This is a genomic window from Paenalcaligenes hermetiae, from assembly GCF_039543645.1.
In the GTDB taxonomy this organism is placed as follows: Bacteria; Pseudomonadota; Gammaproteobacteria; order Burkholderiales; family Burkholderiaceae_B; genus Paenalcaligenes; species Paenalcaligenes hermetiae.
The window spans coordinates 266,593-291,299 of record NZ_BAABKD010000011.1; the positions used below are offsets into that span (position 1 = coordinate 266,593).

The 24,707-nt window shown below is 47.6% G+C and carries 23 protein-coding genes; 8 read left to right on the plus strand and 15 right to left on the minus strand.

Annotation, left to right across the window (positions count from 1 at the left end):
• Positions 1 to 7: 7 nt before the first annotated feature.
• The 8 genes from ABD980_RS10465 to ABD980_RS10500 all read right to left on the minus strand — a co-directional run bounded on the left by ABD980_RS10465 (position 8) and on the right by ABD980_RS10500 (position 9,805).
• Positions 8 to 1,435 carry an efflux transporter outer membrane subunit gene (locus tag ABD980_RS10465; protein WP_345371563.1) on the minus strand — a complete coding sequence of 476 codons (1,428 nt, stop codon included), beginning with the start codon at positions 1,433 to 1,435 and terminating at the stop codon, positions 8 to 10.
• Positions 1,432 to 4,590 carry a multidrug efflux RND transporter permease subunit gene (locus tag ABD980_RS10470; RefSeq protein WP_345371565.1) on the minus strand — a complete coding sequence of 1,053 codons (3,159 nt, stop codon included), beginning with the start codon at positions 4,588 to 4,590 and terminating at the stop codon, positions 1,432 to 1,434. Before ABD980_RS10470 ends, ABD980_RS10465 begins: the two co-directional genes overlap by 4 nt.
• 5 nt (positions 4,591 to 4,595) lie before the next feature.
• Positions 4,596 to 5,789: an efflux RND transporter periplasmic adaptor subunit gene (locus ABD980_RS10475; RefSeq protein ID WP_345371567.1), complete on the minus strand. Its 1,194-nt coding sequence runs from the start codon at positions 5,787 to 5,789 to the stop codon at positions 4,596 to 4,598.
• A 139-nt stretch (positions 5,790 to 5,928) separates the two neighbouring features.
• Positions 5,929 to 6,723 carry an ABC transporter ATP-binding protein gene (locus ABD980_RS10480; protein WP_345371569.1) on the minus strand — a complete coding sequence of 265 codons (795 nt, stop codon included), beginning with the start codon at positions 6,721 to 6,723 and terminating at the stop codon, positions 5,929 to 5,931.
• 5 nt (positions 6,724 to 6,728) lie between these two features.
• Positions 6,729 to 7,619, minus strand: coding sequence for an ABC transporter permease (locus tag ABD980_RS10485; protein WP_300647289.1), 891 nt, complete (start codon positions 7,617 to 7,619; stop codon positions 6,729 to 6,731).
• Between the two features lie 65 nt (positions 7,620 to 7,684).
• Positions 7,685 to 8,569, minus strand: coding sequence for an ABC transporter substrate-binding protein (locus ABD980_RS10490; RefSeq protein ID WP_377536261.1), 885 nt, complete (start codon positions 8,567 to 8,569; stop codon positions 7,685 to 7,687).
• A 251-nt stretch (positions 8,570 to 8,820) separates the two neighbouring features.
• The gene (locus ABD980_RS10495) at positions 8,821 to 9,582 is read right to left on the minus strand and encodes a spermine/spermidine synthase domain-containing protein (protein WP_345371572.1); all 762 of its coding nucleotides are present in this window, start codon (positions 9,580 to 9,582) and stop codon (positions 8,821 to 8,823) included.
• Between the two features lie 73 nt (positions 9,583 to 9,655).
• Positions 9,656 to 9,805 (minus strand): hypothetical protein, encoded by a 150-nt coding sequence (locus ABD980_RS10500; protein ID WP_300647292.1) that lies wholly within the window; start codon positions 9,803 to 9,805, stop codon positions 9,656 to 9,658.
• 219 nt (positions 9,806 to 10,024) lie between these two features.
• Between ABD980_RS10500 and xth the strand changes: the two genes are divergently transcribed.
• The 5 genes from xth to ABD980_RS10525 are packed head-to-tail and all read left to right on the plus strand — an operon-like array spanning position 10,025 to position 14,368.
• Entirely contained in the window at positions 10,025 to 10,804 is a 780-nt protein-coding gene (xth, locus tag ABD980_RS10505; protein ID WP_300647293.1) for an exodeoxyribonuclease III, read from the plus strand.
• 30 nt (positions 10,805 to 10,834) lie between these two features.
• Positions 10,835 to 11,167 (plus strand): hypothetical protein, encoded by a 333-nt coding sequence (locus ABD980_RS10510; protein ID WP_260648667.1) that lies wholly within the window; start codon positions 10,835 to 10,837, stop codon positions 11,165 to 11,167.
• 10 nt (positions 11,168 to 11,177) lie between these two features.
• Positions 11,178 to 11,828, plus strand: a complete 651-nt coding sequence (gene gmk, locus ABD980_RS10515) for a guanylate kinase (protein ID WP_260648666.1) — start codon at positions 11,178 to 11,180, stop codon at positions 11,826 to 11,828.
• 38 nt (positions 11,829 to 11,866) lie between these two features.
• Entirely contained in the window at positions 11,867 to 12,070 is a 204-nt protein-coding gene (gene rpoZ / locus ABD980_RS10520; protein ID WP_260648665.1) for a DNA-directed RNA polymerase subunit omega, read from the plus strand.
• Between the two features lie 27 nt (positions 12,071 to 12,097).
• Entirely contained in the window at positions 12,098 to 14,368 is a 2,271-nt protein-coding gene (locus ABD980_RS10525; RefSeq protein ID WP_345371575.1) for a RelA/SpoT family protein, read from the plus strand.
• Here ABD980_RS10525 and ABD980_RS10530 read toward each other — a convergent pair.
• From ABD980_RS10530 to ABD980_RS10540, 3 genes are all read right to left on the minus strand, one after another.
• Entirely contained in the window at positions 14,349 to 14,717 is a 369-nt protein-coding gene (locus ABD980_RS10530; protein WP_345371577.1) for an AzlD domain-containing protein, read from the minus strand. The two genes, ABD980_RS10525 and ABD980_RS10530, sit on opposite strands and share 20 nt — an antisense overlap.
• Entirely contained in the window at positions 14,707 to 15,405 is a 699-nt protein-coding gene (locus ABD980_RS10535) for an AzlC family ABC transporter permease (RefSeq protein ID WP_300647296.1), read from the minus strand. Before ABD980_RS10535 ends, ABD980_RS10530 begins: the two co-directional genes overlap by 11 nt.
• 94 nt (positions 15,406 to 15,499) lie before the next feature.
• The gene (locus ABD980_RS10540; RefSeq protein WP_345371579.1) at positions 15,500 to 17,446 is read right to left on the minus strand and encodes a SurA N-terminal domain-containing protein; all 1,947 of its coding nucleotides are present in this window, start codon (positions 17,444 to 17,446) and stop codon (positions 15,500 to 15,502) included.
• A 155-nt stretch (positions 17,447 to 17,601) separates the two neighbouring features.
• Between ABD980_RS10540 and ugpQ the strand changes: the two genes are divergently transcribed.
• Complete coding sequence (gene ugpQ, locus ABD980_RS10545) at positions 17,602 to 18,360, plus strand: glycerophosphodiester phosphodiesterase (protein ID WP_260648660.1); 759 nt, start codon at positions 17,602 to 17,604, stop codon at positions 18,358 to 18,360.
• A 62-nt stretch (positions 18,361 to 18,422) separates the two neighbouring features.
• On the opposite strand, the gene ABD980_RS10550 is transcribed toward ugpQ, so the two are convergent.
• Positions 18,423 to 19,154: a pseudouridine synthase gene (locus ABD980_RS10550; protein WP_260648659.1), complete on the minus strand. Its 732-nt coding sequence runs from the start codon at positions 19,152 to 19,154 to the stop codon at positions 18,423 to 18,425.
• 137 nt (positions 19,155 to 19,291) lie between these two features.
• Here ABD980_RS10550 and ABD980_RS10555 point away from each other — a divergent pair, with 137 nt between their 5' ends.
• A complete protein-coding gene (locus tag ABD980_RS10555; RefSeq protein ID WP_345371582.1) occupies positions 19,292 to 20,509 on the plus strand; it encodes an MFS transporter in 1,218 nt (405 codons plus the stop codon).
• A gap of 16 nt (positions 20,510 to 20,525) precedes the next feature.
• Here ABD980_RS10555 and ABD980_RS10560 read toward each other — a convergent pair whose 3' ends face one another.
• Positions 20,526 to 20,864, minus strand: coding sequence for a P-II family nitrogen regulator (locus tag ABD980_RS10560; protein WP_260648657.1), 339 nt, complete (start codon positions 20,862 to 20,864; stop codon positions 20,526 to 20,528).
• 40 nt (positions 20,865 to 20,904) lie between these two features.
• Entirely contained in the window at positions 20,905 to 22,206 is a 1,302-nt protein-coding gene (locus tag ABD980_RS10565; RefSeq protein WP_345371584.1) for a mechanosensitive ion channel family protein, read from the minus strand.
• A gap of 137 nt (positions 22,207 to 22,343) precedes the next feature.
• Here ABD980_RS10565 and argH point away from each other — a divergent pair, with 137 nt between their 5' ends.
• The gene (argH, locus tag ABD980_RS10570; RefSeq protein WP_345371586.1) at positions 22,344 to 23,753 is read left to right on the plus strand and encodes an argininosuccinate lyase; all 1,410 of its coding nucleotides are present in this window, start codon (positions 22,344 to 22,346) and stop codon (positions 23,751 to 23,753) included.
• A gap of 66 nt (positions 23,754 to 23,819) precedes the next feature.
• Here argH and sucD read toward each other — a convergent pair whose 3' ends face one another.
• Complete coding sequence (gene sucD, locus ABD980_RS10575; RefSeq protein WP_260649768.1) at positions 23,820 to 24,701, minus strand: succinate--CoA ligase subunit alpha; 882 nt, start codon at positions 24,699 to 24,701, stop codon at positions 23,820 to 23,822.
• Positions 24,702 to 24,707 lie beyond the last annotated feature (6 nt).

The following is a 24,707-nucleotide window of genomic DNA, read 5'->3' on the forward strand; positions in this document are numbered from 1 at the left end:
TAAATTCCTAATAAGTGTTATCCAGTTGCCATCCGCCTCCAAGGGCTTTATACAACATAACACGATTCAATAATGACTCCATGCCTGTTTGCACAAAGCGCTGCTGTGCCGCATAGAGGTTAATTTCTGCCGTTTGTACCTGCAAAAAGCTATCAATGCCTGTTTCATAGCGAAGATTAGCTAAGCGTAAACTTTCTGCTGCAGCATGCTCCATATCACGCAAAGCATTCAATTGCTCTGTATAGGTGGCCTCGCCCGCTAAAGCATCTGCCACCTCTTTAAACGCCACTTGAATGGCTTTTTCGTAATTGGAGATCGCAATATTTTGACGTGCTTTTGCTAAATCTAAGCCACCCTTAACCCCTCCAGAAAACAAGGGCATGGTGATTTGAGGCGAATACTGCCAATACGTGCGCCCCGAATCAAATAAGGCACTCAAAGAAGGGCTTGCAAAGCCAAATAGCCCTGTAATAGAAATATTTGGAAAAAAAGCCGCGCGCGCCGCACCGATATTGGCATAAGCCGCTTTAAGCTGATGTTCTGCCGCTAAAATATCAGGCCTGCGCACCAGCAAGCTCGAGGGCAAACCCACAGGTATATCGACAACAATTTGCTCTTTACCAAATACAGCTGGTTCCGGTAAATCCTGTGGTAGTTGGGTACCCACCAGCAGAGTTAAGGCATTATAAGCCTGCATTTGAGCCCGCTGCATTGCTTGAATATCAGCACGTACAGTATCCAGCTGTACCTGCGCTTGATGGCGCTCTAAGGCTGAAGCTGTCCCCACCTCAAAGAGGCGATTGACCAAACGATACGTACGCTCTCGACTGGCCAAGGTGGATTGCATTAAATCAACCATCTGCTGCGCACTACGCCAACGAAAATAAGCCTCTGCAACCTGAGCTACCACGTTAATTCGTACCGTACGCTGTGCTTGCTCAGTCGCTAAGTATTGCTGATAAGCAGCCTCGGAAAGATTACGTACGCGACCAAAAAAATCAAGCTCAAACGCCGTAATCCCTACCCCGGCTTGAAAAAACCGACTGATGGCTGGCGCTTCGGGGCCCCCTGCTCGTAAGTCAGAGGGACTACGTGTTACCTGCCCGGCTCCACCAGCACCAAATGTTGGAAATTGGTCACTTTGCGCAATACCATATTGAGCTCGAGCTTCCTCAATACGATCCACTGCCATCCGTAAATCACGGTTATTCAATAAAGCAAGCTCAATCAAGGCTTGTAACCGAGGATCCGCGAAAAAATCACGCCAACCTAAAGCGTCTAGCTTTGACATATCCTGCTCTATGGTGGCCGGATCCTGATGATCAAACTGCGGCGCCACCGGCGCCATCGGCTGCTCGTATTTGGGGGCTAAAGAGCAACCTGCCAAAATCAACGCCATTGCCATCGCAGATAAGCTAAATTTTGCTCCCATCATGATACATGATCTCCTTTCTGCGCCTGTTGTTTGGCTTCAGCACCAAGTAAACGAGGTTTTGTTTTAAACACTTTTATCACTGCCACAAAGAAAGCGGGAACAAATAATACAGCTAAGGGGGTAGCGGCTAACATCCCACCCAACACCCCAAAACCTACGGCGTTTTGACTGGCAGCCCCGGCCCCAGAAGACAAAGCTAAAGGCGTAACCCCTAAAATAAAGGCAAAAGAGGTCATGATAATAGGACGGAAACGCATACGGGCTGCCTCGACGGTGGACTCAATTAAGCCACCACCACGCGCGACCGCGTCTTTAGCAAACTCGATAATCAAAATCGCATTTTTTGCAGAAAGCCCAATAACTGTCACCATGCCCACTTGGAAATAAACATCATTGGCCATCCCTTTGGCCGAGACCAATAACACGGCTCCTAACATACCTAGTGGCACAGCAAGCATTACCGCTAGGGGTATCGCCCAGCTCTCGTATAACGCGGCTAACACCATAAAGACCACGAGAATCGCTAGCCCCATTAATATCGTGCTCTGACCCGCCGCTTGGATTTCCTGATAGGACAAGCCTGTCCACTCAAAACCAAACCCAGCTGGCAGCTCGCCCACTAGACGTTCCATTTCCGCCATAGCCTCGCCCGTGGTGTAGCCAGGTGCGGCAGAACCACCGATACGAATGGACTCATAACTGTTATAGCGCACAATTTGTACCGGCGCCTGCACAGAATGCGCTGTCACAAATGTGCTTAACGGCACCATTTCCCCACGGTTGTTTTTGGCATTCAGCTTCATCACATCATCAATGTTCATACGGAATCGATCATCCGCTTGTACCCAGATGTTTTCCACCCAGCCCGCATTCGTATACTTACCAATATATGCGGAACCTAATGCGGTGGAAATAAGCTGAGCGGCCTCATCAAAGTTAACCCCTTGAGCCGCAGCCTTTTCCCGGTCAATCGTCAAATTCCACTGACGACCAGGCCCTAAGCCGGTAATGCGCGTTTGCGTTAAAACCGGGCTTTGTGAGGCCAACATTAAAAGCTGTTGGGATGCTTCAAGCAAAGCCTGATGCCCATGGTTCGCTCGGTCCTCTAGGCGCATATCAAACCCAGAAGCATTCCCCAACGAGCTAATAGCAGGTGGCACGATGGAAAACACCATGGCATCGGGTAAGCCGAAAAGTAAATTCTGCATGGCCTTGCCCGCGATAGCCTGCGCTGAATCACCCGGCCCACGTCGCTCTGCAAAATCTTTTAACGTTACGAAAGCAATGGCCGAGTTCAAACCATTACCGTTAAAGCTAAAACCTTGAACGGCAACAATGTCTTTGACCTGTGGTTGCTGTTGAAAATAATTTTCTACTTGCTCAATAATTTCAATGGTGCGGTTGGATGTAGACCCAGCAGGCAACTCAATGTTAGCTAAGGCAAAGCCCTGGTCTTCTTCGGGTAAAAAAGCAGTAGGCATGCGCATATAGGCCCAACCTAACAACACCACAAGAAGCACATAGAGCAGCATCATTCGCCCAACAGCACCAAGGCTCTTGCTCACAATACCCATATAGCCTTTGGTGATACCGTTAAAGAAACGGTTAAACCAGCCAAAAAAGCCACGACGTTCTTTACCGTGTTCCCCTTTGGGAATCGGCTTTAACATCGTCACACATAAGGCAGGGGTAAAAGCCAATGCCAAGAAGCCAGAAAATAAAATCGAAACTGACATCGCCACAGCAAACTGGCGATAAATCACCCCGACGGACCCCGACATAAAAGCCAGCGGCAAAAATACCACGGTAAGAATTAAAGTAATCCCTACAATTGCTCCACTAATTTGGGGCATGGCTTTTTTCGTGGCCTCTTTGGGCGATAAGCCCTCTTCGGACATGATGCGCTCAACGTTTTCCACCACCACAATGGCGTCATCCACCAAAATCCCGATAGCTAATACCATCGCGAACATGGTCAATACATTGATGGAAAAGCCCAACGCATTCATCACCGCTAGCGCCCCCAAAATCGCCACGGGTACAACCAAGGCCGGGATCAAGGTATAGCGAATGTTTTGTAAAAACACAAACATCACGATAAACACCAGCACCATGGCCTCGAGCAATGTATGTACTACTTGCTCAATAGAGGTTTCGATATAAGGTGAGGTGTCATAAGGAATACTGTAGCTAATGCCGGCCGGGAAAAACTCGGCAAGCTCATCCATTTTTGCTTTGATCCCTTTGGCAGTAGATAAGGCATTGGCATCGGGTGAAAGCGAAATAGCAAAAGCCGCCGTGGTTTTCCCATTCAAACGCGCGCCAAACTGGTAGTTATCCGCGCCCACCTCTACACGTGCCACATCTTTAACACGCACACTTGAACCATCCGCATAAGAGCGTAGGATCACGTTTTCAAATTCTTCAGCCGTACGCAACTGCCCGTTCACCACAATAGGGGCCGTCACACGCTGATCACTGGGGTTAGGCGGTGAACCTAAAATCCCGGCAGAAATCAGGACGTTTTGTTGCGCAATAGCAGCGTTGACCTCTGCCATACTGAGGTTATAGCTCACTAGCTTTTCAGGATCTACCCAAATACGCATAGCACGCCCCGCCGCAAACAGCTGGAACTTACCCACACCAGGTACACGTGAAATGGCGTTTTGAATATTGCGCTTAATGTAGTCTGCCAACTCGGTTTGTGTAAGCGAGCCATCATCTGATGACAGGGCTACCACAAGCAAAAAGCCCGTATTGCTTTGCTCGACCTTTAAACCTTGTTGCATCACGGCTGCAGGCAACGTCGCCGTCACGTTTGACACGCGGTTTTGTACATCCACCTGTGCCATATCTGGGTCTGTACCTGGAGCAAAAGTAGCTGTGATTTGGCTTTGACCATAGGAGTCACTCACCGACTCGTAATACAACAAGCCTTTAGCCCCGTTCAACTCATTTTCGATCACACTCGCTACCGAGCTGGCCGCATCGTCGGCGGAGGCTCCTGGATAGGTCGCACTGATCGTGATGGCCGGTGGAGCGACCTCAGGATACTGAGACACAGGCATATTAGGTAAAGACAACAAACCCAACAGCGTAATGCCTAGGGCTACCACCCAAGCAAAAATGGGTCTATCAATAAAAAACTGTGGCATGAGCATTATCCATTATTTGAGCTAGAGGACGCGTCTTCTTGTGTCGCTGGAGCCGCTTTCCAGGGCATACCTTGTACAGGTGCACCCGGACGGATTTTCTGGAAGCCCTCTACAATGACGGTACTATTGGGCTCGAGCCCCTCGTTAATAATGACTCGTCCATCGATTGTGCTACCTAATTTCACAGGAACCACTTGTACCACATCGTCTTTAACTATCATTAAAGAGGTCGTGCCGTTAGCTCCATACTGTACTGCTTGTGTAGGGACTAATAATGCTTTTTCATCTACCCCTTGTTCTAAGCGTACACGCACGAACATACCAGGTAACAATAGCTGATCTGGATTAGGAAAAACCGCCCGCATGTTTAGTTGACCCGTGGTAGGATCCACAGATACCCCGGAGAAAAGCAGACGCCCTGTTTCCTCATACACGGAGCGATCATCCAATATGGCAGAAACTCGGGCTGCCCCATCGGGATCTGACTTTAAGGTACCATCAGCAATCGCTTTGCGCAGGCTCATGACCTCTCCGACAGGGCGAGTAATATCAACATACATCTCATCCAGATGCTGAATGGTTGCCAAATGCGTGGCCTGTGTGGCACTAACTAAAGCACCCTCTGTGATTTCTGCCCGACCAATACGCCCGGAGATAGGCGCAGTTACCTTCGTATAGCCTAAATCAATTTCCGCGGCTTTTAGCGCTGCCTTTGCCGCCGCCACAGCCGCTTGCGCCTGATTTGCTCGTGCCATCGCCGTATCGTAATCCTGACGACTCACTGCATTTTCTTTAATGAGCTTGCCATAGCGCTGAGCCAGCAAAGAAGCGGTCTGTGCTTCGGCCTGTGCATTTTTCAACTGAGCTGCTGCTTGATCACGCACCGCCTCGTAAGGTGCTGGGTCAATAGTAAACAGCAAGTCGCCCTCTTTGACCTCTGAGCCTTGCTCAAAGTTAATCGCTGTCACAATACCCGTTACCCGTGCACGAACCTCGGCTTCTTTAATCGCCTCTACGCGGCCGGGAAGCTCAGTAAATATGGGAGTAACCTCTGGTTGGACTTGAATCACACTAACAGGAACCTTCATGCCAGACATATCTTGTTGTTGTGGTTTCTCACCACATGCCGCCAACAGTACGGTGGCTGATAACAAAGCAACGCGCAGTGGGCGCCATGCCGTATGGCGATTTCTTAACATGAACAAACTCCTGTAATTCAGGCTAATTAAGCTAGACCGTTTTCGTGGCATAACTTAAGCAATAAATAAATAAATAAATAAATAAACAAATACAGTAAATGGATATCGGCGCCCTGAGGCGCCGATATAGTATGACGAGTTAGCCTAATAATAAGGCATCATCCGTAATGGCTTCGCCCCTCACTTTTTCAAACATGGCGAGTAGATCGGGAACTTGTAGCCCTTTGCGCTCAGGACCGCTAACGTCTAAAACGACCTTGCCTTGATGTAACATAATGGTGCGCTCGCCCACTTCAAGGGCTTGCTTCATGCTGTGCGTTACCATCATTGTTGTGAGCTTACCTTCGCTTACAATGCGCTCGGTCAACGCTAATACAAAATCCGCCGTGCGCGGGTCTAAAGCAGCTGTGTGCTCATCTAGTAACAAAATACGCGATGGCCGCATTGCCGCCATCAATAAGCTCACAGCTTGTCGTTGCCCCCCGGACAGTAGCCCAATTCTATCGCTAAGACGATTCTCCAAGCCCAAGCCCAGTGTTTCTAAGCGCGCCCGAAACTCATCACGCATTGAGGCTTGTACTGCTGTGCTTAAGCCTCTGCGTGAGCCCCTGCAAGTCGCCAGCGCCATGTTCTCTTCGATGGTTAGGTCCTCACAGGTGCCAGCCATTGGATCTTGGAATACACGCGCCACATATTGGGCTCTTTCCCATACTGGCATACGTGTTACATCTTTATCATCGATATGTATAGTACCCGAATCCACGGTCTGGTCGCCAGATACCGTATTCAAAAATGTGGATTTTCCCGCACCATTTGAGCCAATAACTGTCACAAATTGACCACTAGGGATGTCTAACGATAAGCCCCTTAGCGCTTTGGTTTCAATTGGCGTATCTGGATTAAAGGTGAGATAAAGGTTTTTTGCACTTAACATGGTGATTACGCTTTGCGCCCCCCTTTAAACCGTTTTTTCAGTAGAGGAATAACCAGAGCCACTGTAACTAATATTGCTGTGACTAGGTTCAAATCCTGAGCTTTAAGACCAATGAAATCGGCGTTTAACGCCAGCGCAATAAAAAAACGATATAAGATTGCACCTAAAATGACGGCTAAGGTAGCATAGACTAAACGACGAGCTGGTAAAATGCTTTCGCCTACAATCACTGCGGCTAAACCAATCACAATCGTACCAATACCCATCGAGATATCCGCTCCCCCTTGGGACTGGGCAAACAACGCGCCGGCCAAAGCCACTAACGCATTAGAAATAGCCATTCCTAACAGCACCATATTACCTGTGGCCACGCCTTGCGAGCGAGCCATACGGGCATTCGAGCCTGTCGCACGCATCGCTAAACCAGTTTGCGTAGCAAAAAACCAGTCTAAAAGTAGTTTAGCCGCCAGTACAACCACAATAAGCAATAATGGACGCGCCATATAGTCGCCTAAATTTTCTGGCTGTAGTACCGAAAACACCGTGGGCTCCATAATCAATGGGACGTTTGGCTTACCCATAATACGTAGATTAATGGAGTACAACGCGATCATCATCAAAATACTAGCCAATAAGTCCATGATTTTGAGGCGCACGTTTAGCCAGCCGGTTACCATACCAGCACCTGCTCCAATCAGCGTAGCAATAGCTGTCGCTGAGAAGGGATCAAAGCCTTGAGTAATTAATGTTGCAGCAACAGCGCCACCTAGCGGAAAACTACCATCTACCGTTAAATCAGGAAAACGAAGGATGCGAAAAGAAATAAACACCCCTAAGGCCACCAAGCCAAAGATCAGGCCAATTTCTAAAGCACCCCATAAGGAGTAAATAGACATTGTGTGTCAACTCTTAAAAAAGCAGGCACACCCTGATAAGGGCGGCCTGCAACATGGGTGATGAGTTATTCAATAATTTTTGTGGCTGACTTAACAAAGGCTTCGTCTAAAGTTACGCCTTGTTTTTTGGCCGCAGCGGGGTTTACAAACAGCTCCAAACGATCACTGGTTTCCGATGCGATATCCCCAGGTTTTTCCCCTTTTAGAATTCGCACCACCATTTTCCCTGTCTGCAGCCCCAAATCGTAGTAATTCACCCCTAATGCCGCGATGGCTCCACGCGCTACACTATCCGTATCTGAAGCGATAATAGGAATTTTGGCGTCATTGCCCACTTTAACTAAGGCCTCAAAGGCAGAAACCACGTTATTGTCTGTATTGGTGTAGATCACATCCACTTTGCCAACTAGGCTACGAGCCGCTGCACCCACATCCACCGTACGTGCTGCTGTTGCCTCGACTAAGCTCATGTCGTTAGCAGACAATAGTTCACGCAAACGCTCTACCACAACCACAGAGTTGGCTTCGCCTGGGTTATAAACCATACCAACATGTTTGGCCTCGGGCACCACTTGTTTGATCAGCTCTAGCTGCTTTTCGAGCACTAACATATCCGATACGCCGCTCACATTCGTCCCCGAGGGCTCCCAAGAAGGCACTAGCTGAGCTGCCACCGGATCTGTTACCCCAGAGTACACTACTGGTATCGTTTTTGTAGCCGCTACCACCGCTTGTGCTGAGGGCGTAGAAATGGCCACAATTACATCGGATTTATCACCTACGTACTTACGCGCGATTTGAGCGGCAATCGCGGTATTACCCTGGGCGGTTTGAAACTGCCATTTAAGCCCATTGGCTTCGGTATAACCCGCGTCTGTTAGCGCTTGCTTGACACCGTCCCGCACCGAATCTAATGCGGGATGCTCTACGATAGACGACACTGAAACCATTTGTGCCCACGCTGCAGAGGTGGCGAGCAGACTGGTGCTTAATGCCAGACCCAATAGGGTTTTTAGGGTTTTATTGCGTTTCATAATGGGTGCTCCTAGTTATTTTTTATGCAAAAATGCAATTGCGCTCAAGTCTACCCCGATTTGTTGTAAATTGCCGCAGGGAATAACCCTGTCTACCTTGTACAAATACGGACCCCGTTACTATAAACCAACCTTTGCAAAAAACCCCAGCATCTGTTCGTATTATGTTACGTCTTTGGCTGCTCAGCTAGAATCCCTTTGGCCCAACGCCGAGCTGGTAATTTGTATTTCTTCTGTATGTATTCGGCTTGATCCATAAGCATGGCCGTTGTTGTCCGCGACAGATCATCCCCTTTAAATGCCAGTACGACAATATTACCCTCGTCAATTTCAGGCAAAATCAATATATTGCCGTGAAAAGCTTGAGAAATATGATTGATATTCACATCATAACTTTCGTGAGCGCCAAATAAATTTACCGTCATCAAACCCTGCTCATCTAAGCAGCGGTAACATCCTTGATAAAACGCCAACGACGAACATACCGGACCTTGTGCGGCCGCATCATATAAATCCACCATCAACACGCGATATCGATCAAAATGTGTCGGGTCTTGTACCCACGACTCTGCATCCTCATGGTAAATAACCGAGCGTTGATTTTGTGGCAAACGAAAAAAAGCTTGGCACATGGCGGTGACGCGCGGATTAATTTCAACCGTATGCAAATCACTTTGGGTATGTTTCATACAAAAGCGCAGCAGTGAGCCTGCCCCTAAGCCTAATATCGCGATCCCATCATCTTTGCTGACTTCCTGAAAAAGTAACCAAGCCATCATTTGCTGAGTGTAAGTTAAAACCAAATCATGGGGACGCATGATGCGCATAGCGCCTTGAATCCATTGCGTACCAAAATGCAAATAACGAATCCCATCCTCTTCGGAGATGGTGACATCATTCATATCAATGGCTTGATTAAACATTTCCATAGTTAAGATCCTCAGAAAACAAAACGCGCAGGCATAACCTGCGCGTTCAGTATTTTAGTACAAACAATAAAAATTAGCTTTTTGCCATTTTTTTATCGTCTTGTTCTACTTCGTCCTTCTCGACGCGTTTATCGCTTTGATCTTCGCGTGCATCGGGTGCTACCCAGTTTAAGGGCTCAATCACAAGCTCTTTACGACGACGTGTGGGTCGTTTCGTAGCCATACATACACCTCCTGCTAAAAATTTGCGGGACAACCCTTTTGCCCCGCATTCCAATCATTATAACACGAACTATTAAAAAATCCAATAAAGACAAAGACTTACAAATAAAAGTTAAATAAAATGCCCATAAAGACTCCTGCGATACCCCTTCGTCCTATATTGAATTCGGTTATGATCTAAGGAATTTTTACTTTCTTTTTATTTTTTGAGCCAAAAATCGTGAAACTCGCAACGTGGAATGTCAACTCATTACGGGTGCGCCTGCCCCAGGTCATTGACTGGCTACAACAAAACCCCGTGGACGTACTGTGCTTACAAGAGCTTAAACTTCCTCAAGACAAATTCCCGCTCGATGCATTACAAGCCATCGGCTACCAAGCAGTCTGGGCCGGGCAACCCACCTATAACGGCGTCGCCTTGATTAGCAAAACCGAAGGCACGCAAGTGCAGCGTAATATTCCTCATTTTGAAGACCCACAGCAACGTGTGATCGCCGCTACCTATGACTCCGCCAAAGGTCCTATACGGGTCATCAGTGCCTACTGCCCAAATGGTCAAGCCCCTGACAGTGATAAATACATTTATAAAATGCAATGGTTTGCTGCTCTAGAAAATTGGTTAAGTGATGAACTACAACATTATCCTCACCTAGCTATTTTAGGGGACTATAATGTAGCGCCCACAGACCTCGATGTGCATGATCCTAAAAAATGGGAAGGCAAAATTCATGTTTCCCCAGCAGAGCGAGCCGCTTGGCAAAAACTCATTGACCTTGGTCTACATGACGCTTTCCGGCATATTCATCCTGAAGACCCTGGTTTTACTTGGTGGGACTATCGACGCGGCGCCTTTAGACGTAACGCAGGTCTACGTATTGACCACGCTTTGCTCTCTACGCCTTTGTTGACCCACTGCTCCGACTGCTTGGTGGACAAATCCCCACGCGCTAATGAGCAGCCTTCGGACCACACCCCTGTTATCGTGCAACTTGATCTCTAACACAGCCAATCCCATTACACGGAGGCAATAATGAGCCAAACCAACCAGTTGATCTCCACCTTAAACGAAGGCGCCGTATTGCAAGTATATGTAGACGGCTGTCTTGTCCACGCTTACGTTGTCGTAAGCGAGCCTAATATTGATAGAGTCGCCGATATCGTCCCACAAGAACGATTTGATGCCGATGGAGATATCCATGTCATGGCCGTCGGCCAACCACAAGACGCAAGCGCTATGATTGATGACGTTAGTCAAAATCTTAACGCTGAGGACACCGTTGTTTTTCTCTGCATTGACCATGCTACCAAAGATGAAGTGCTGAAGCAGTTCGGTATTAACGCAGGTCAAGCTCATCACCACTAAAAGGATACCTATGCCAGCTACGTTTCACGGCAATGTGTTTTTAGTCGCCGCTCCAAGTGGGGCGGGCAAATCCAGTCTTGTTAATGCGCTGTTAGCACAAGAGCCCAATATAGAGCTATCTATATCATGTACAACTCGTCCCATGCGCCCCGGCGAAACCAACGGACAGCACTACCACTTTGTCAGCCTTGAACAATACCAACAGTTACGTGACAGCAATAATTTGCTTGAGCATGCCGAGGTACATGGCAATTTTTATGGCACCCCAGCCCAACCTGTTGAGCAAGCATTAGCCACGGGCAAAGATGTGCTCCTCGAAATTGACTGGCAAGGTGCACGTCAAGTGCGTGAACGCTTTCCTAAAGCCATTGGCATTTTTATCCTCCCCCCTTCTATCCAAGCTCTAGAAGAGCGCTTACGCAAACGTGGTCAAGATGATGACTCAGTGATTGCACGACGCTTACTCGCAGCCGGTGGTGAGATGGCTCACGTTGGCGAGTTCCAATATGCTATTATCAATGATGACTTTGATGTCGCCTTGGCCCAACTACAAGCCATTATTCAAGCGAGTCGCTTACGCACTGCTCAACAGGCGGCGCGCTATGCGGATTTATTTGATCAACTTGGCATCAGTGCCTCTGTGGCCGCAAATTTACTATAATAGTACTTATTGATATTTTGACTTACAGGTAAACCATTATGGCTCGTATTACGGTCGAAGACTGCTTAGAAAAAATCCCAAACCGCTTTAATCTCACTTTAGTCGCGGCATACCGTGCGCGTGAGCTTGCTCAAGGTCACGAACCCCGCTTGGAAAGCAAAAACAAGCCCACAGTGACCGCGTTGCGTGAAGTCGCTGCTGGAGCTACCGGTATGGAAATGTTACGCAAAGTCCCCACCTAATCACTTAGTAGCACAAAAGGACAGGCAATGGCTTTTTCTACCCTCAAAGGCGCCTCTTCAGGCTTACTCGCTGTACTAAAAAAAGGATCCCGACTCGGTCGTCGCAAAGATACCGTATCGGTGCCTAAGCTTGAGCCCGCGAAAAACACCATTGCCTCACTCGCTCCTTTAACTAAAATCATCAGCAAATATCTAGATGAGGCCGATGTAGAGCGTGTACGCGAAGCTTATAAATTAGCCGACGAGGCCCATTTAGGTCAGTTTCGATCAAGCGGTGAGCCCTATATCACTCACCCTATTGCTGTGACTGAAATTTGCGCCGGCTGGAAACTCGATGCCGAGTCCCTCATGGCTGCGCTACTACACGACGTTATCGAAGACCAAGACGTCAGCAAACAAGAGCTTGCTGAAAAATTCGGCACCGATGTTGCTGAGATTGTAGATGGTGTTTCCAAACTAGAGCGCTTGCAGTTTGAAACCAAAAGCCAACAACAAGCCGAAAGCTTTAGAAAAATGTTGTTGGCCATGTCACGCGATGTTCGTGTCATATTAATTAAACTGGCAGACCGCCTGCACAATATGCGCACGCTTGATGCGGTCAGCCCTGAAAAACAACGTCGCATTGCCAAAGAAACCCTAGAAATTTACGCGCCTATTGCGCACCGGCTGGGGCTTAATGCGCTTTTTCGAGAACTCCAAGATCGTTGTTTTCAAGCCATTCATCCCAATCGTTATCGTGTGTTACACAAAGCGCTCCTTGCCGCTCGTGGTAATCGCCGTGATGCGTTAGGAAAAATCAGTGATGCGGTTCATGCTGCGCTGCCTGCCGCTGGGATTGAAGCCGAAATTTCCGGCCGTGAAAAATCCCTCTATAGCATTTTCTGTAAAATGGGTGAACAGAAAAAATCATTTTCTGATGTGTTGGATATTTATGGCTTTAGAATTATTGTCCACACCCTTCCAGAATGCTATTTAACCCTAGGTACATTACATCAGCTTTACAGACCCATTCCTGGAAAATTTAAAGACTACATTGCCATCCCTAAAATCAATGGCTATCAGTCTTTGCATACCACTCTTATTGGCCCTCATGGTACCCCTGTAGAGTTCCAAATACGCACTCGCGAAATGGATCATGTCGCCGAAGAGGGGGTTGCCTCACACTGGCTATATAAAGACGATGACGTTTCTTTGAGCGAGCTACAAAAACGCACGCACCGCTGGTTACAATCATTATTAGATATTCAAAGCCAAACTGGGGACTCTAGCGAATTTTTAGAGCACGTAAAAGTCGACCTATTTCCTGATGCTGTCTACGTCAATACACCTCGTGGCAAAATTATCTCTTTACCACGTGGGGCAACGCCTATTGATTTTGCATATACCATTCACTCGGATATTGGTAACCACGCTGTAGCGGCTAAAGTCAATGATGAGTTCGTATCTTTACGCAGCGAGCTCAAAAGCGGCGATATGGTGGAAATCATCACCTCACCCGCAGCTCGACCCAGTGCACAATGGTTAAATCATGTGCGTACTGGTCGTGCGCGCTCAGAAATACGGCATTATCTGCGTACGGTTCAATACGAGGAATCAGTAGCCTTTGGTCGCCGTCTTTTAAAACAAGCCCTTAATGAGCTCGGCATTGAAATGCCCGCAGACAATGACCCCATGTGGGAAGGGCTGGTGAAAAGCTCAGGTGCAACCTCACAAACTGAAATCCTAGCCGATATTGGTTTAGGCAAACGTTTGGCTGCCGTGGTGGCTCGTCGCTTTATCGCTGATAATCCTCTTATTAAAACCACCGCTGCCGCGGTAGATGAGTACACCTCCACCACCCGAGCCCCCGTCGTCATCCATGGCAATGAAGGCCAAGCCGTTCAGTTAGCCACCTGCTGCGGTCCTCTTCCTGGTGATGCTATTGTCGGTGGCATTCGCATGGGGCATGGCTTAGTTGTGCATATGGCAGAATGCGCCGTCGCCCAACGACAACAAGCCAAAGAGCCCGAGCGTTGGATTCCCGTGATCTGGGATACCAAAACCGCTCGCCACTTATCCACACGCCTAGATGTTACTGCGCTTAATGAGCGCGGGGTACTCGGGCGCTTAGCGGCGACAATCACCGAGGCTGACTCTAATATCTTACACCTCACTATGCCCGATGATGAGGGTGTCACTACACTCCTTCACCTGACTATTCAAGTCGATAGCCGCAATCACCTTGCACAGGTTATCCGCTCCATGCGTCAAGTCCCCCAAGTACAAAAGATTGTCCGCGTTAAAGGCCAGACAAACTAAAAAGCGATTGGCTATAAAGCACAACACCATAACTGAATACTCCAATAACTGTGATCAGTATGGTGTTGCGCCACCACCTAAAGACGATCCACATCACAGTGCAAGCAAGCCCAATCGGACCCACTTGCCCTAAGGCAACCTTAGGGGTATTGAGCCCCACTAATCCACTTAGCGACACCACAAGTAAGGCCACTATTGCAGCGGGACCCAAGGTAACCAAGACCGCGCGTAAGTCTGGGCGCTCGAAAATAGTTTGCAATGTTAAATACCAACGCATAGGTAAATAACGTAATAAATACGTTCCTACTCCAGCGCCTACCAACAAAAAAAACACAGATTTAGTATCCACTTTTACCCTTTTGCTGCAACCAAGCCCATATCCCTCCTATCCCCATACCAATCAATAAGCTGTGATGAGCAGGTAAGTAGTAATGTGCACATAGTGTGGTCGTAGCCACACTCAATAACAAATAACCCGATACATACTGCTTCATATCAAGCAATAAGGCAAAGAATAAAGCAGGCAATACAAAAGCTAAGGTTTGCTGCAATAGCGGCTGCTCCATTAACCAGTCACTGGCAACATAGGCCCCCAACACGGTACCACTCACCCAAGCGCTATAAGCACCTAGCTGCAGTCCCAAATACCAAGCTTCTTTTTGCCCGGGTGGAATTCTACTCAAACGCCCCCGTGCCGTGGCAAATACCTCGTCCGTTAAACCAAATGCCATCAATGCCGGCCAGCGCGGTAGCTCCTTCTGTTGAAATTGGCTTAATAATGCAGGCCCATAAAATAGGTGTCGTAAATTCACAGCAATGGTAATCATCACCATTTGCAGAATAGCGGTCTGCTGCGCAATCAGTACAATCAGAATAAATTGACTAGCTCCCGCATAAACCCCAATGGAGATTAAGGTCGCAAACCAAGGCGACAATCCAGCCTGAACCGCTGCCACCCCAAAAGAAACGGCCACAGGAAAATATCCTAGAGCAATCGAACTACTGGCCCCCAAGCCGCTCAATAGCGCTTTTTTCATACTCTTACCTTTTGGCTTTGCACCTTGAACCACAAAAAACCCCCTATATTAAAAGCATATAGGGGGTTTTCACAACGGTTTACACTTTATAAGCTTATTCCTCTAGCTCTGACTCCATGGCAGTAGCTGCTGCAGGTAAGGTTTTGACCTGTAGCTGATCGCGTAACGCTTGCATAAAGACCTGCTCTTGTGCATTCCCCCAGAGCTGCTGCAACTGCATTTGCAAGAAATCAGCAATTAAAGGATCTGGCGTTGCAGACTCTTTAGCGATAATTTTAACCAGCTGATAGCCTGTTTCGGTTTCCACACCAACATACGCCGGTAGGCTTTGTACGTCGGTTGTCATAATACGATCCAAAGTCGCCTTAGGTAACTGCTGGTTATCAATACGACTCACGGTTAGGCTCTCGGAAAAATCCACAGCGATATCTTCGCCTGCTTGTAGCTGTTTAAGCAGTTGCTGCCCTGCTTTTTGCGTCGCTTCTAAGGCTTTTTCTTGGGCCAAAGTCTGCTCTACCTGCGTACGCAGCTGCTCTAGGCTGGGTACATGTGAGGGCACAAATTCATTGACACGCACCGCTACCAACGTATCCGAAGAAAGCTCAATCACCCCTGCATTTTGCTTGTGCTCTAAAGAGGTAGGTGTATAAAGCGCTCGACGTACACGAGGATCCTCGAGCAAGGCGGCGCTTGCAGAAGGTTGTTTGCTTAAACCAAGCTCAGCCTCGCTAAGCAAACGATCTCGAGCCACACCTTTAGCCTGCAAAATAGGCAAACCTAAGGTCTCAGCCGCCGCCGCTAAGCTCTCGGGGCTTTCATACACTAAGTCGGTTAGCTTAGTTGCCATATCGGCAAAACGCTCCGCTGCTAGTTGTTGACGGGCTTCATTCGTAATCTGCTCGCGCACCGCCTCAAACGGTTGACGCTGTTCTTCTTGGAAGTCATTTGCTTTAAAAATGTGATAGCCATCCGGCCCCTCAATCACACCCGAGACCTCTCCTTTTTTCAAAGCAAATACCGCATTTTGTAACACCTCGGGCCAATTGCCCTGCGTGATCCAACCAAGCTCGCCCCCTGATGTAGCGCTCCCTTTATCTTGAGAATGCGCCTTAGCAAGCTCCGCAAACTGATCTGGGGCGGCTTGGGCTTGCGCGGCTAAGTCTTTAGCCTGTTTTTGCGCCTCTTGATGTGCGTTGTCTGTAGCACCAGGCTGAATTAAGATATGACTCAAGTGAATACGCGCGGGTGTAACAAAGCGTGCTTTGTTCTGCTCGTAATACGACTGTAGATCTTCGTCTTTTAAGGCAGGTACGCTCTTTACGGCTGCTTGCTCATCCAGCAACACATAATCCACATTAACGTAATCAGGTAGACGTAGCTGCTCCTGATTGGCTTGGTACCATTCCTGTATTTCCTCATCGGTAATGCTCTGCTCCGCGACTTTATCAGCAGCCTGAAGCACATGCATCTGAATCGTACGGCTATCAAGCAGGACTTTTTGTAGCTCGTCCTGAATGACTTGAGGTAACACTGCGGTCTGAGTCACAGGGGTGATCACTCGCGCCAAAGCGAGTTCCGCACGCTGAGACTGCTCAAACTGTTTTGAAGTTAAGCCTGCACCAGCCAATAACTGGTTATATCGCTGTGGAGAAAAAACCCCGTCCTCTTGCATTTCGGGCATCGCGGCAATGGCTTGACGCAAAGCCGTATCCGATACACTAAAACGCTCTTTGGTTGCAATCTCAATTAACACACGACGGTCTACCAAAGAATCCAGTAGCTGTTGTTTAACCTCTGGTGTTTCCACCACCGCCGGATCAAATGCATTGCCCATAGAACGCTGTAGCTCATGCAGCTGATTACGGCGTGCTTGATCAAACTCTTGAGCAGTGACAGCACTATCCCCTACGCTCACTAGATCCTCATCTCCGGAAACGTAATTGGTATAGCCACTAACGCCAATCAATACAAATGACGGCAAAATCAAGATAAGCAACACCAACTGCATTAAGCGTTGATGTCTACGAATAAAATTGAACATGAATCACCTATTTGGGTTTGCGCACCCATATCGCCATAGATTAGTTACATAGCCAAAGAGTTTACCACTTTGCTTGCAAAGTGCCGCCCCAAAATGCAGGCTAAGGCGTAAAATGGAAGTATTTTACTGCAATCTTTTTTATTTTTTGCCTTTTTATGCCTAGTTCTCCTTTTATTTGGAATTATCCTACGCTCATTGCTCATCGTGGCGCAGGCAAACATGCTCCCGAAAATACCCTTAGTGCGGCTCGTCTTGGCGCCACACATGGGTTTAAAATGATGGAATATGATGTCAAGCTCAGTCGTGATGGCGTGGCTATTTTATTACATGACGACACCATTGATCGTACGTCAAATGCCAAGGGCCCAGCCAGTCAGTATAATCTAGACGAGCTTTTACACTTTGATTTTGGGGGCTGGCTCAACCCAAAATACACCGGTGAGCCCATTTTAACCTTGGCAACCATGGCGCAATTTACTATTGCTCAAGGTATTTGCAGTAATATTGAAATCAAACCGGAAACCGGCTTAGAGGCCGAAACAGGGGCTCGTGTCGCACGTATTGCACAAAAACTCTGGCAGCATGCCAGCATTCCACCTTTGCTTTCATCTTTTTCCGAAACGGCTCTGGAGGCAGCCAAGCTTGCTGCGCCTGAGCTTCCGCGTGCTTTATTAATTGAAAATCATGTACCTGATGACTACCTAACACGTTTACAGCGTTTAGGCTGCGTTGCCCTAAACTTAGATACAACGCTAACCACACAAGCACTGGTTGAACAAACACGCCAAGCAGGCTATGAAATGTGTATCTGGACAGTGAATGATAAACAACGCGCTCTGGAACTACTAAGCTGGGGCTGCAAAGGTATTGTCACAGATAACATCGACACGATGGCACCACATTGCTTTGATTAACACCCATACCAGCGCGGTGCAAATACTCACTGTTTTTGCACCGCCCCTTGAGAACACCATGCTCAAAAAAATCGCTCATTAGGGCGTACATAACGCCATTGCCCTTCTGGCAAATCCCCTAACACCACGTTACCCATGCGTACACGCTTTAGTCCGACGACTTTTAAGCCCACCATTTCACACATACGGCGGATCTGTCGCTTTTTTCCTTCACGTAAAATAAATCGTAACTGATCCTCGTTCAACCAGCTCACCTTAGCGGGGCGCAAAGCCTCACCATCTAAACTTAAGCCATGATTTAATAAGGCTAGACCTCTTTCATCCAAATGACCCGTGACGCGGACCAAGTATTCTTTTTCTATGGGAGAGTCCTCTCCAATCAATTGACGCGCTATCCTCCCATCCTGAGTTAATACCAATAACCCTTGGGAATCGATATCCAAGCGCCCAGCGGGCGCTAAACCACGTAAGTGAGATGCGTCAAAACGCGGCGCATTTTTATTACGACCCCGAAACTGATTCTGCGCCTGAATCAATGACACCGCATTTTTATACCCCTTTTCTGCCTGCCCAGAGACATAACCAACAGGTTTGTTTAGAATAATCGTAACCCGCTGCGTTTGTTTTTCTCTTGCTGTGCGATGCAGAGTGATTTTGGCAGTTGGCGAGGCTTTTTGACCCAAAACGGCTTTTTGCCCATTGACATAAACCCAGCCACGCTCAATAAACGCGTCTGCTTCACGCCGTGAACACATGCCTCGATCGGCCATTATTTTTGAAATTCGTATTTCCATAACGTTTTGTTAAAGGTTGCTTAATAGGTTGCTATCGCCTCATATCCCTATAGGATGGCGAGAAATGCTTGGCTAAATAACAAATAGCGATTAACTTATTGCTAATTGTTTTAATCTATTGATCCATATCGGTTCTTATGACGCAATCCACTTTTTCTGGCGCTGGTCGCCGCAATGCCGGACTTCTGTCTGGACTACAAGCCTTAGGCGGCGCTAACCCTGCGTTGGTTGTGGCGCTAGGGGGACTGGTTGGGCAGCAGCTGGCGAGCAATCCCGAGTACGCCACGCTGCCGGTTAGTCTATTTAATCTAGGGATGGCGATTGGTATTTTACCTGCTGCCTTTTTTATGCGTCGCCTAGGTCGACGCAATGCCTATTTTCTAGGCGCTCTATTAGGGATCTGTGGTGGGCTAACTGCCTATTTGGGCATCACGATCAGTTCTTTTGTCATTTTTAGCCTTGGCACCATTTTAGCCGGTTTTTACTCCTCGTATGTACAAAATTATCGTTTTGCTGCTGCCGATAGTGTCAGCCCGGAATGGCGCCCCAAAGCCATTTCTTGGGTCATGCTTGGGGGGTTAGCGGCTGCCATTGTTGGTACACAAATCATTTTATTTACCCGCGACCTATGGCCTGCTACGCCATTTGCAGCTACCTTTTTAGCCCAAGCTGGCTTGGCAGCCCTTGCTATCCCACTCATTAGCCTTTTGCGCAGTGATGCCATTCAATCTGCCTCTGTGCATACTTCTACTAGCACCGGCCGCTCCTTATGGGAAATCAGCAAAAATCCACGCTTTATCATAGCCGTGGTAACGGGCATGGTGTCTTATAGTCTTATGAGCTTTATGATGACGGCCTCGCCGTTAGCCATGATTGGTTGTGGTCATAGTGTGCGCGATTCTACATTAGGCGTGCAATGGCATATTTTATCTATGTTTGCGCCGAGTTTTGTCACCTCAATGCTGATTAACCGCTTTGGTAAAATTAGCATCACCCTATTGGGAATTGTATTAATTGGCGCAGCCAGTTTTGCTGCCTTAGCTGGGCTGTCTGTAACGCACTTTTGGACCAGTTTAATTCTATTAGGCGTAGGCTGGAACTTTAGTTTTATTGGTGCCACTACACTCGTGACCGATTGCTATCGCCCAGAAGAAACCAGCCGTGTACAAGCTTTTAATGATTTTTTAATTTTTGGCTCTGTGGCGCTGTCTTCTTTTTCCTCTGGAAAACTACTCGCCAAACAAGGCTGGAACGGCATTAATGTCTGGACCTTCCCTATTGTTGGGGTAGTGAGTCTTGCATTAATTTGGTTGGCCTGGCATGAGCGCCAGCACAAAAATACCCCAGCGGCCTAGGCTGGGGTTGGGGGAGTTATAGTGCTGCTAAGCCTGTTTCCCCAGTACGAATCCGAATAACTTGTTCAACGGGGGTGACAAAAATTTTGCCATCCCCGATTTTTCCTGTTTGTGCCGCACGCATAATGGCTTCGATGATTTCATCACAGCGTTCCGCTGGCACAACAATATCAATACGAATTTTAGGCAAAAAATCCACCACATATTCAGCACCACGATATAGCTCGGTATGCCCTTTTTGGCGACCAAAACCTTTTACTTCGGTGATGGTCAGCCCGGTAATATCTAATTCCCCTAATGCCTCTCGTACCTCTTCGAGCTTAAAAGGCTTAATCATAGCGGTAATTTGTTTCATTGTTCACGTCATATAAAACAAGCAATGGCATATAGTAGCATTAAGCCCGAGCATCTATTGGCGCCAGATCCGTTTTTGCTACGTTTTGTGGATGAAAAGCACCAGCTAAATCCGCTCCAGCCGGCGCTTGATACAAGCGTAAACCCATTTCTGGCAAAATCGCAATCAGATGATCGAAGATATCCCCTTGTAAAGCTTCGTAATTTACCCAAGCGGTATCACTACTAAAACAATAAACTTCCATAGGGATGCCCTCGGCAGTCGGCTCCATCATACGCACCATCATCGTCATATCTGGGTGAACCCCCTCTTTATTTTTGATGTACTCATTCGCATAGGCCCGAAACGTACCAAGATTAGTCAGACGACGACAGTTAACCGGATCTTTGGCACCCCCTGTCTCATCATAATTTGCCTGCTTTAACAGGGTTTCTTTTTGCTCCAAATAATCCTTGAGTAAGCTAAAGCGGCGTAATGCTTGAATTTCATCCTCACGTAAAAAACGAACGGTACGCGCATCAATACGTAAGCTACGTTTGATACGCCGCCCCCCTGATTCAAACATTTGACGCCAGTTACGATAGCTTTCAGAAAAGAGCTTATACGTAGGGATAGTGGTTACCGTTTTATCCCAATTCTGAACTTTAACGGTGTGTAAAGCAATGTCGATGACATACCCATCGGCCCCCGCTTGCGGCATCTCGATCCAATCGCCAATGCGCAACATATCATTGGTGCTCATTTGCGCACTGGCTACTAAAGACAATAGCGTATCTTTAAATACCAAAAGCAAAACAGCAGAAAGAGCCCCCAAACCAGAAATCATCAACAAGGGAGATTTATTGGTTAATACCGACACCAATATAATGAAGGCAATACACCAAAAAGCAATGCGAATAAGTTGCAAATAGCCTTTAATCGATCTTGTCTGATCCTGCTTTTTACTCTCGTAAACATCTTGTGCTGTTAACAATAACGCACTAATCCCACGAAACAAAAAAAACAAGGATACCGCCAAGACAAGGCGTGCAATGACCTCTAGTGTCTGCTGCCCGACGGGAATCATCCCCAACCCCGTAGCCGTAATAAAAAGTGGGATGGAAGCACTTAAATGTTCCCGCACACGACGTTGCTGCAAAGCAGTTAACCATTCACTTTTACCAATAGTGAGTAAAAACCGCCCTAAAACAATACGCATTGCTACCGAGGTACCCCAGTGCAACAACGCATAGACCGTCACTAAAATAATGACGGCAGCCGTAATTTGCATCCACGTTTCAGGTAAATGCTGATACAGCCATTCCTCTACATGCCAATCACTCACTTGTAGTGTGTTTTCCATCCTAACAGCCTAATAAATTCACAAACCATTAAAAACCCTGGCGCCTAGTGCTATGATTCTTATAAAAGTGGCGCTCTTTGTCACCAAAAAGGGTAACATATATTGTCTACCCTCTATCGCTTATTTTATCTGTAATTATGTCTACCCAACAAAACAACCAAAACCAATTCGATAACAAGGCCCATGCTTGGTCAGCCCGTTTTTCTGAGCCCGTTTCAGAGCTAGTAAAACGTTATACCGCTTCTGTCGATTTTGATAAGCGTTTAGCTTTATTCGATATTCAGGGTTCCCTGGCGCACGCTCAAATGCTCACTCAAGCTGGTGTGATCAGTCAGCAGGATCTCACTGATATCCAGCGCGGCATGGAACAAATCATTACTGAGATTCAAAACAACCAGTTTGAGTGGCTGCTTGACTTAGAAGATGTGCATCTTAACATTGAAAAACGCTTGGTTGAGCTAATTGGTGATGCGGGCAAACGCTTGCACACAGGGCGTTCGCGTAATGACCAAGTCGCCACCGATATCCGTTTGTGGCTACGTGCTGAAATCGATCAGAGCGTCGATCTACTTAAGCAGCTTCAAAAAGCACTTGCTCAACTGGCTCTTGAGCATGCCGATACCATTTTGCCCGGGTTTACGCATTTACAAGTGGCTCAGCCTGTTACCTTTGGGCATCATTTACTGGCATATGCCGAAATGTTTGGTCGCGACATCGAACGCCTACAAGACTGTAGAAAACGCGTTAATCGCTTGCCACTGGGGGCTGCGGCTTTAGCAGGGACCACTTTCCCTATTGATCGCGAATACACGGCAACCCTATTAGGTTTTGAGGGAGTGTGCCGCAATTCCTTAGATGCTGTCTCCGATCGTGACTTTGCCATCGAGTTTTGTGCCGCCGCCGCTTTGATTATGACGCATATCTCGCGCTTTTCCGAAGAACTCATCATTTGGATGAGCCCTCGCGTAGGTTTTATTGAGCTTGCAGACCGCTTTTGCACAGGCAGCTCTATTATGCCCCAAAAGAAAAACCCAGATGTTCCTGAGCTTGCACGTGGTAAAACTGGTCGTGTAACGGGGCACCTGATGGCGTTATTAACCCTTATGAAAGCGCAGCCTTTGGCCTACAACAAAGACAACCAAGAGGACAAAGAGGGTCTATTTGATGCCGCGGACACCATTCGCGATACGCTCACTATTTTTGTCGATATGATTGCAGGCATTCAAGTCAAAGCCGAAGCAATGCGGGCTGCAGCGCTACAAGGCTTTGCTACGGCCACCGATCTAGCAGATTATTTGGTCAAAAAAGGCCTGCCATTTCGTGATGCTCACGAAACCGTTGCCCTGGCTGTGCGCGAGTGCGAACAAAAAGGCTGCGATTTAGCCGATTTAAGCCTAGAAGCATTACAAGCTTTTCACCCTTCTATTGAAAATGATGTTTTTGATGTGCTTACCCTAGAGGGTTCAGTAGCAGCACGCAACCACATCGGGGGCACGGCGCCAGAACGGGTTCGTATCGAAGCACAACGCTTGTTAGAGCAAAACTAACTTTCTTGTCATCCAAACCAAAAAAGCCCAGCGTGTATACGCTGGGCTTTTTACTAGCTCGTCAAATTACAAAATAGATTTAAGTAATTTGCCCATTTCAGATGGATCACGTGTGGTTTTAATACCGCACTCTTCCATCACTGCTAATTTCGCATCGGCCGTATCTTCGCCACCAGAAATCAACGCACCCGCATGACCCATACGCTTTCCTGCTGGAGCGGTCACACCCGCAATAAAGCCCACAATCGGTTTAGTCATGTTGTCTTTGGCCCAACGAGCTGCATTTACCTCATCTGGACCACCGATTTCACCAATCATGATGACCGCATCCGTATCTGGATCGTCATTAAACATTTTCAGCACATCAATATGCTTCAAACCATTAATGGGGTCGCCACCAATACCAACCGCAGCGGACTGGCCCAAGCCAAGCTCTGTCAGTTGAGCAACAGCCTCATAAGTTAATGTACCAGAGCGGCTCACCACACCAATACGACCCTTACGATGGATATGACCCGGCATAATCCCGATTTTCAACTCATCAGGAACAATCAAACCAGGGCAGTTTGGTCCAAGCAGTAACGTTTTCTTGTTCTCTGCACGCATGCGATTGCGTACTTCGAGCATGTCGCGCACCGGAATCCCTTCAGTAATACAAATTACTAAATCCAAATCCGCGTCCACGGCTTCCCAGATAGCATCCGCAGCACCAGCAGGAGGAACATAAATGACCGAAACGGTCGCACCGGTTTCTGCTTTGGCTTCTTTAACGGTGGCGTAAATAGGTACCCCTTCAAAGTCTTCACCAGCACGACGAGGGTTTACGCCCGCTACAAAAGCTTCCATCCCGTTACCGTACTCACGGCACATACGTGTATGGAACTGACCGGTTTTACCTGTAATACCTTGTGTAATGACCTTGGTATCTTTATTAATTAGAATTGACATGAAATA

Bases quoted from the DNA above. Each gene is read 5' to 3' on its own strand.
- ABD980_RS10550 (WP_260648659.1), bottom strand. From the start codon at position 19,154: ATGGAAATACGAATTTCAAAAATAATGGCCGATCGAGGCATGTGTTCA.
- ABD980_RS10470 (WP_345371565.1), bottom strand. From the start codon at position 4,590: ATGCCACAGTTTTTTATTGATAGACCCATTTTTGCTTGGGTGGTAGCC.
- ABD980_RS10565 (WP_345371584.1), bottom strand. From the start codon at position 22,206: ATGGAAAACACACTACAAGTGAGTGATTGGCATGTAGAGGAATGGCTG.
- sucD (WP_260649768.1), bottom strand. From the start codon at position 24,701: ATGTCAATTCTAATTAATAAAGATACCAAGGTCATTACACAAGGTATT.
- ABD980_RS10485 (WP_300647289.1), bottom strand. From the start codon at position 7,619: ATGTCTATTTACTCCTTATGGGGTGCTTTAGAAATTGGCCTGATCTTT.
- ABD980_RS10525 (WP_345371575.1), top strand. From the start codon at position 12,098: ATGGCTTTTTCTACCCTCAAAGGCGCCTCTTCAGGCTTACTCGCTGTA.
- ABD980_RS10540 (WP_345371579.1), bottom strand. From the start codon at position 17,446: ATGTTCAATTTTATTCGTAGACATCAACGCTTAATGCAGTTGGTGTTG.
- ABD980_RS10495 (WP_345371572.1), bottom strand. From the start codon at position 9,582: ATGGAAATGTTTAATCAAGCCATTGATATGAATGATGTCACCATCTCC.
- gmk (WP_260648666.1), top strand. From the start codon at position 11,178: ATGCCAGCTACGTTTCACGGCAATGTGTTTTTAGTCGCCGCTCCAAGT.
- ABD980_RS10510 (WP_260648667.1), top strand. From the start codon at position 10,835: ATGAGCCAAACCAACCAGTTGATCTCCACCTTAAACGAAGGCGCCGTA.
- ABD980_RS10480 (WP_345371569.1), bottom strand. From the start codon at position 6,723: ATGTTAAGTGCAAAAAACCTTTATCTCACCTTTAATCCAGATACGCCA.
- ABD980_RS10555 (WP_345371582.1), top strand. From the start codon at position 19,292: ATGACGCAATCCACTTTTTCTGGCGCTGGTCGCCGCAATGCCGGACTT.
- ABD980_RS10535 (WP_300647296.1), bottom strand. From the start codon at position 15,405: ATGAAAAAAGCGCTATTGAGCGGCTTGGGGGCCAGTAGTTCGATTGCT.
- argH (WP_345371586.1), top strand. From the start codon at position 22,344: ATGTCTACCCAACAAAACAACCAAAACCAATTCGATAACAAGGCCCAT.
- ABD980_RS10475 (WP_345371567.1), bottom strand. From the start codon at position 5,789: ATGTTAAGAAATCGCCATACGGCATGGCGCCCACTGCGCGTTGCTTTG.
- ugpQ (WP_260648660.1), top strand. From the start codon at position 17,602: ATGCCTAGTTCTCCTTTTATTTGGAATTATCCTACGCTCATTGCTCAT.
- ABD980_RS10500 (WP_300647292.1), bottom strand. From the start codon at position 9,805: ATGGCTACGAAACGACCCACACGTCGTCGTAAAGAGCTTGTGATTGAG.
- ABD980_RS10490 (WP_377536261.1), bottom strand. From the start codon at position 8,569: ATGGTTTCAGTGTCGTCTATCGTAGAGCATCCCGCATTAGATTCGGTG.
- ABD980_RS10560 (WP_260648657.1), bottom strand. From the start codon at position 20,864: ATGAAACAAATTACCGCTATGATTAAGCCTTTTAAGCTCGAAGAGGTA.
- ABD980_RS10465 (WP_345371563.1), bottom strand. From the start codon at position 1,435: ATGATGGGAGCAAAATTTAGCTTATCTGCGATGGCAATGGCGTTGATT.
- rpoZ (WP_260648665.1), top strand. From the start codon at position 11,867: ATGGCTCGTATTACGGTCGAAGACTGCTTAGAAAAAATCCCAAACCGC.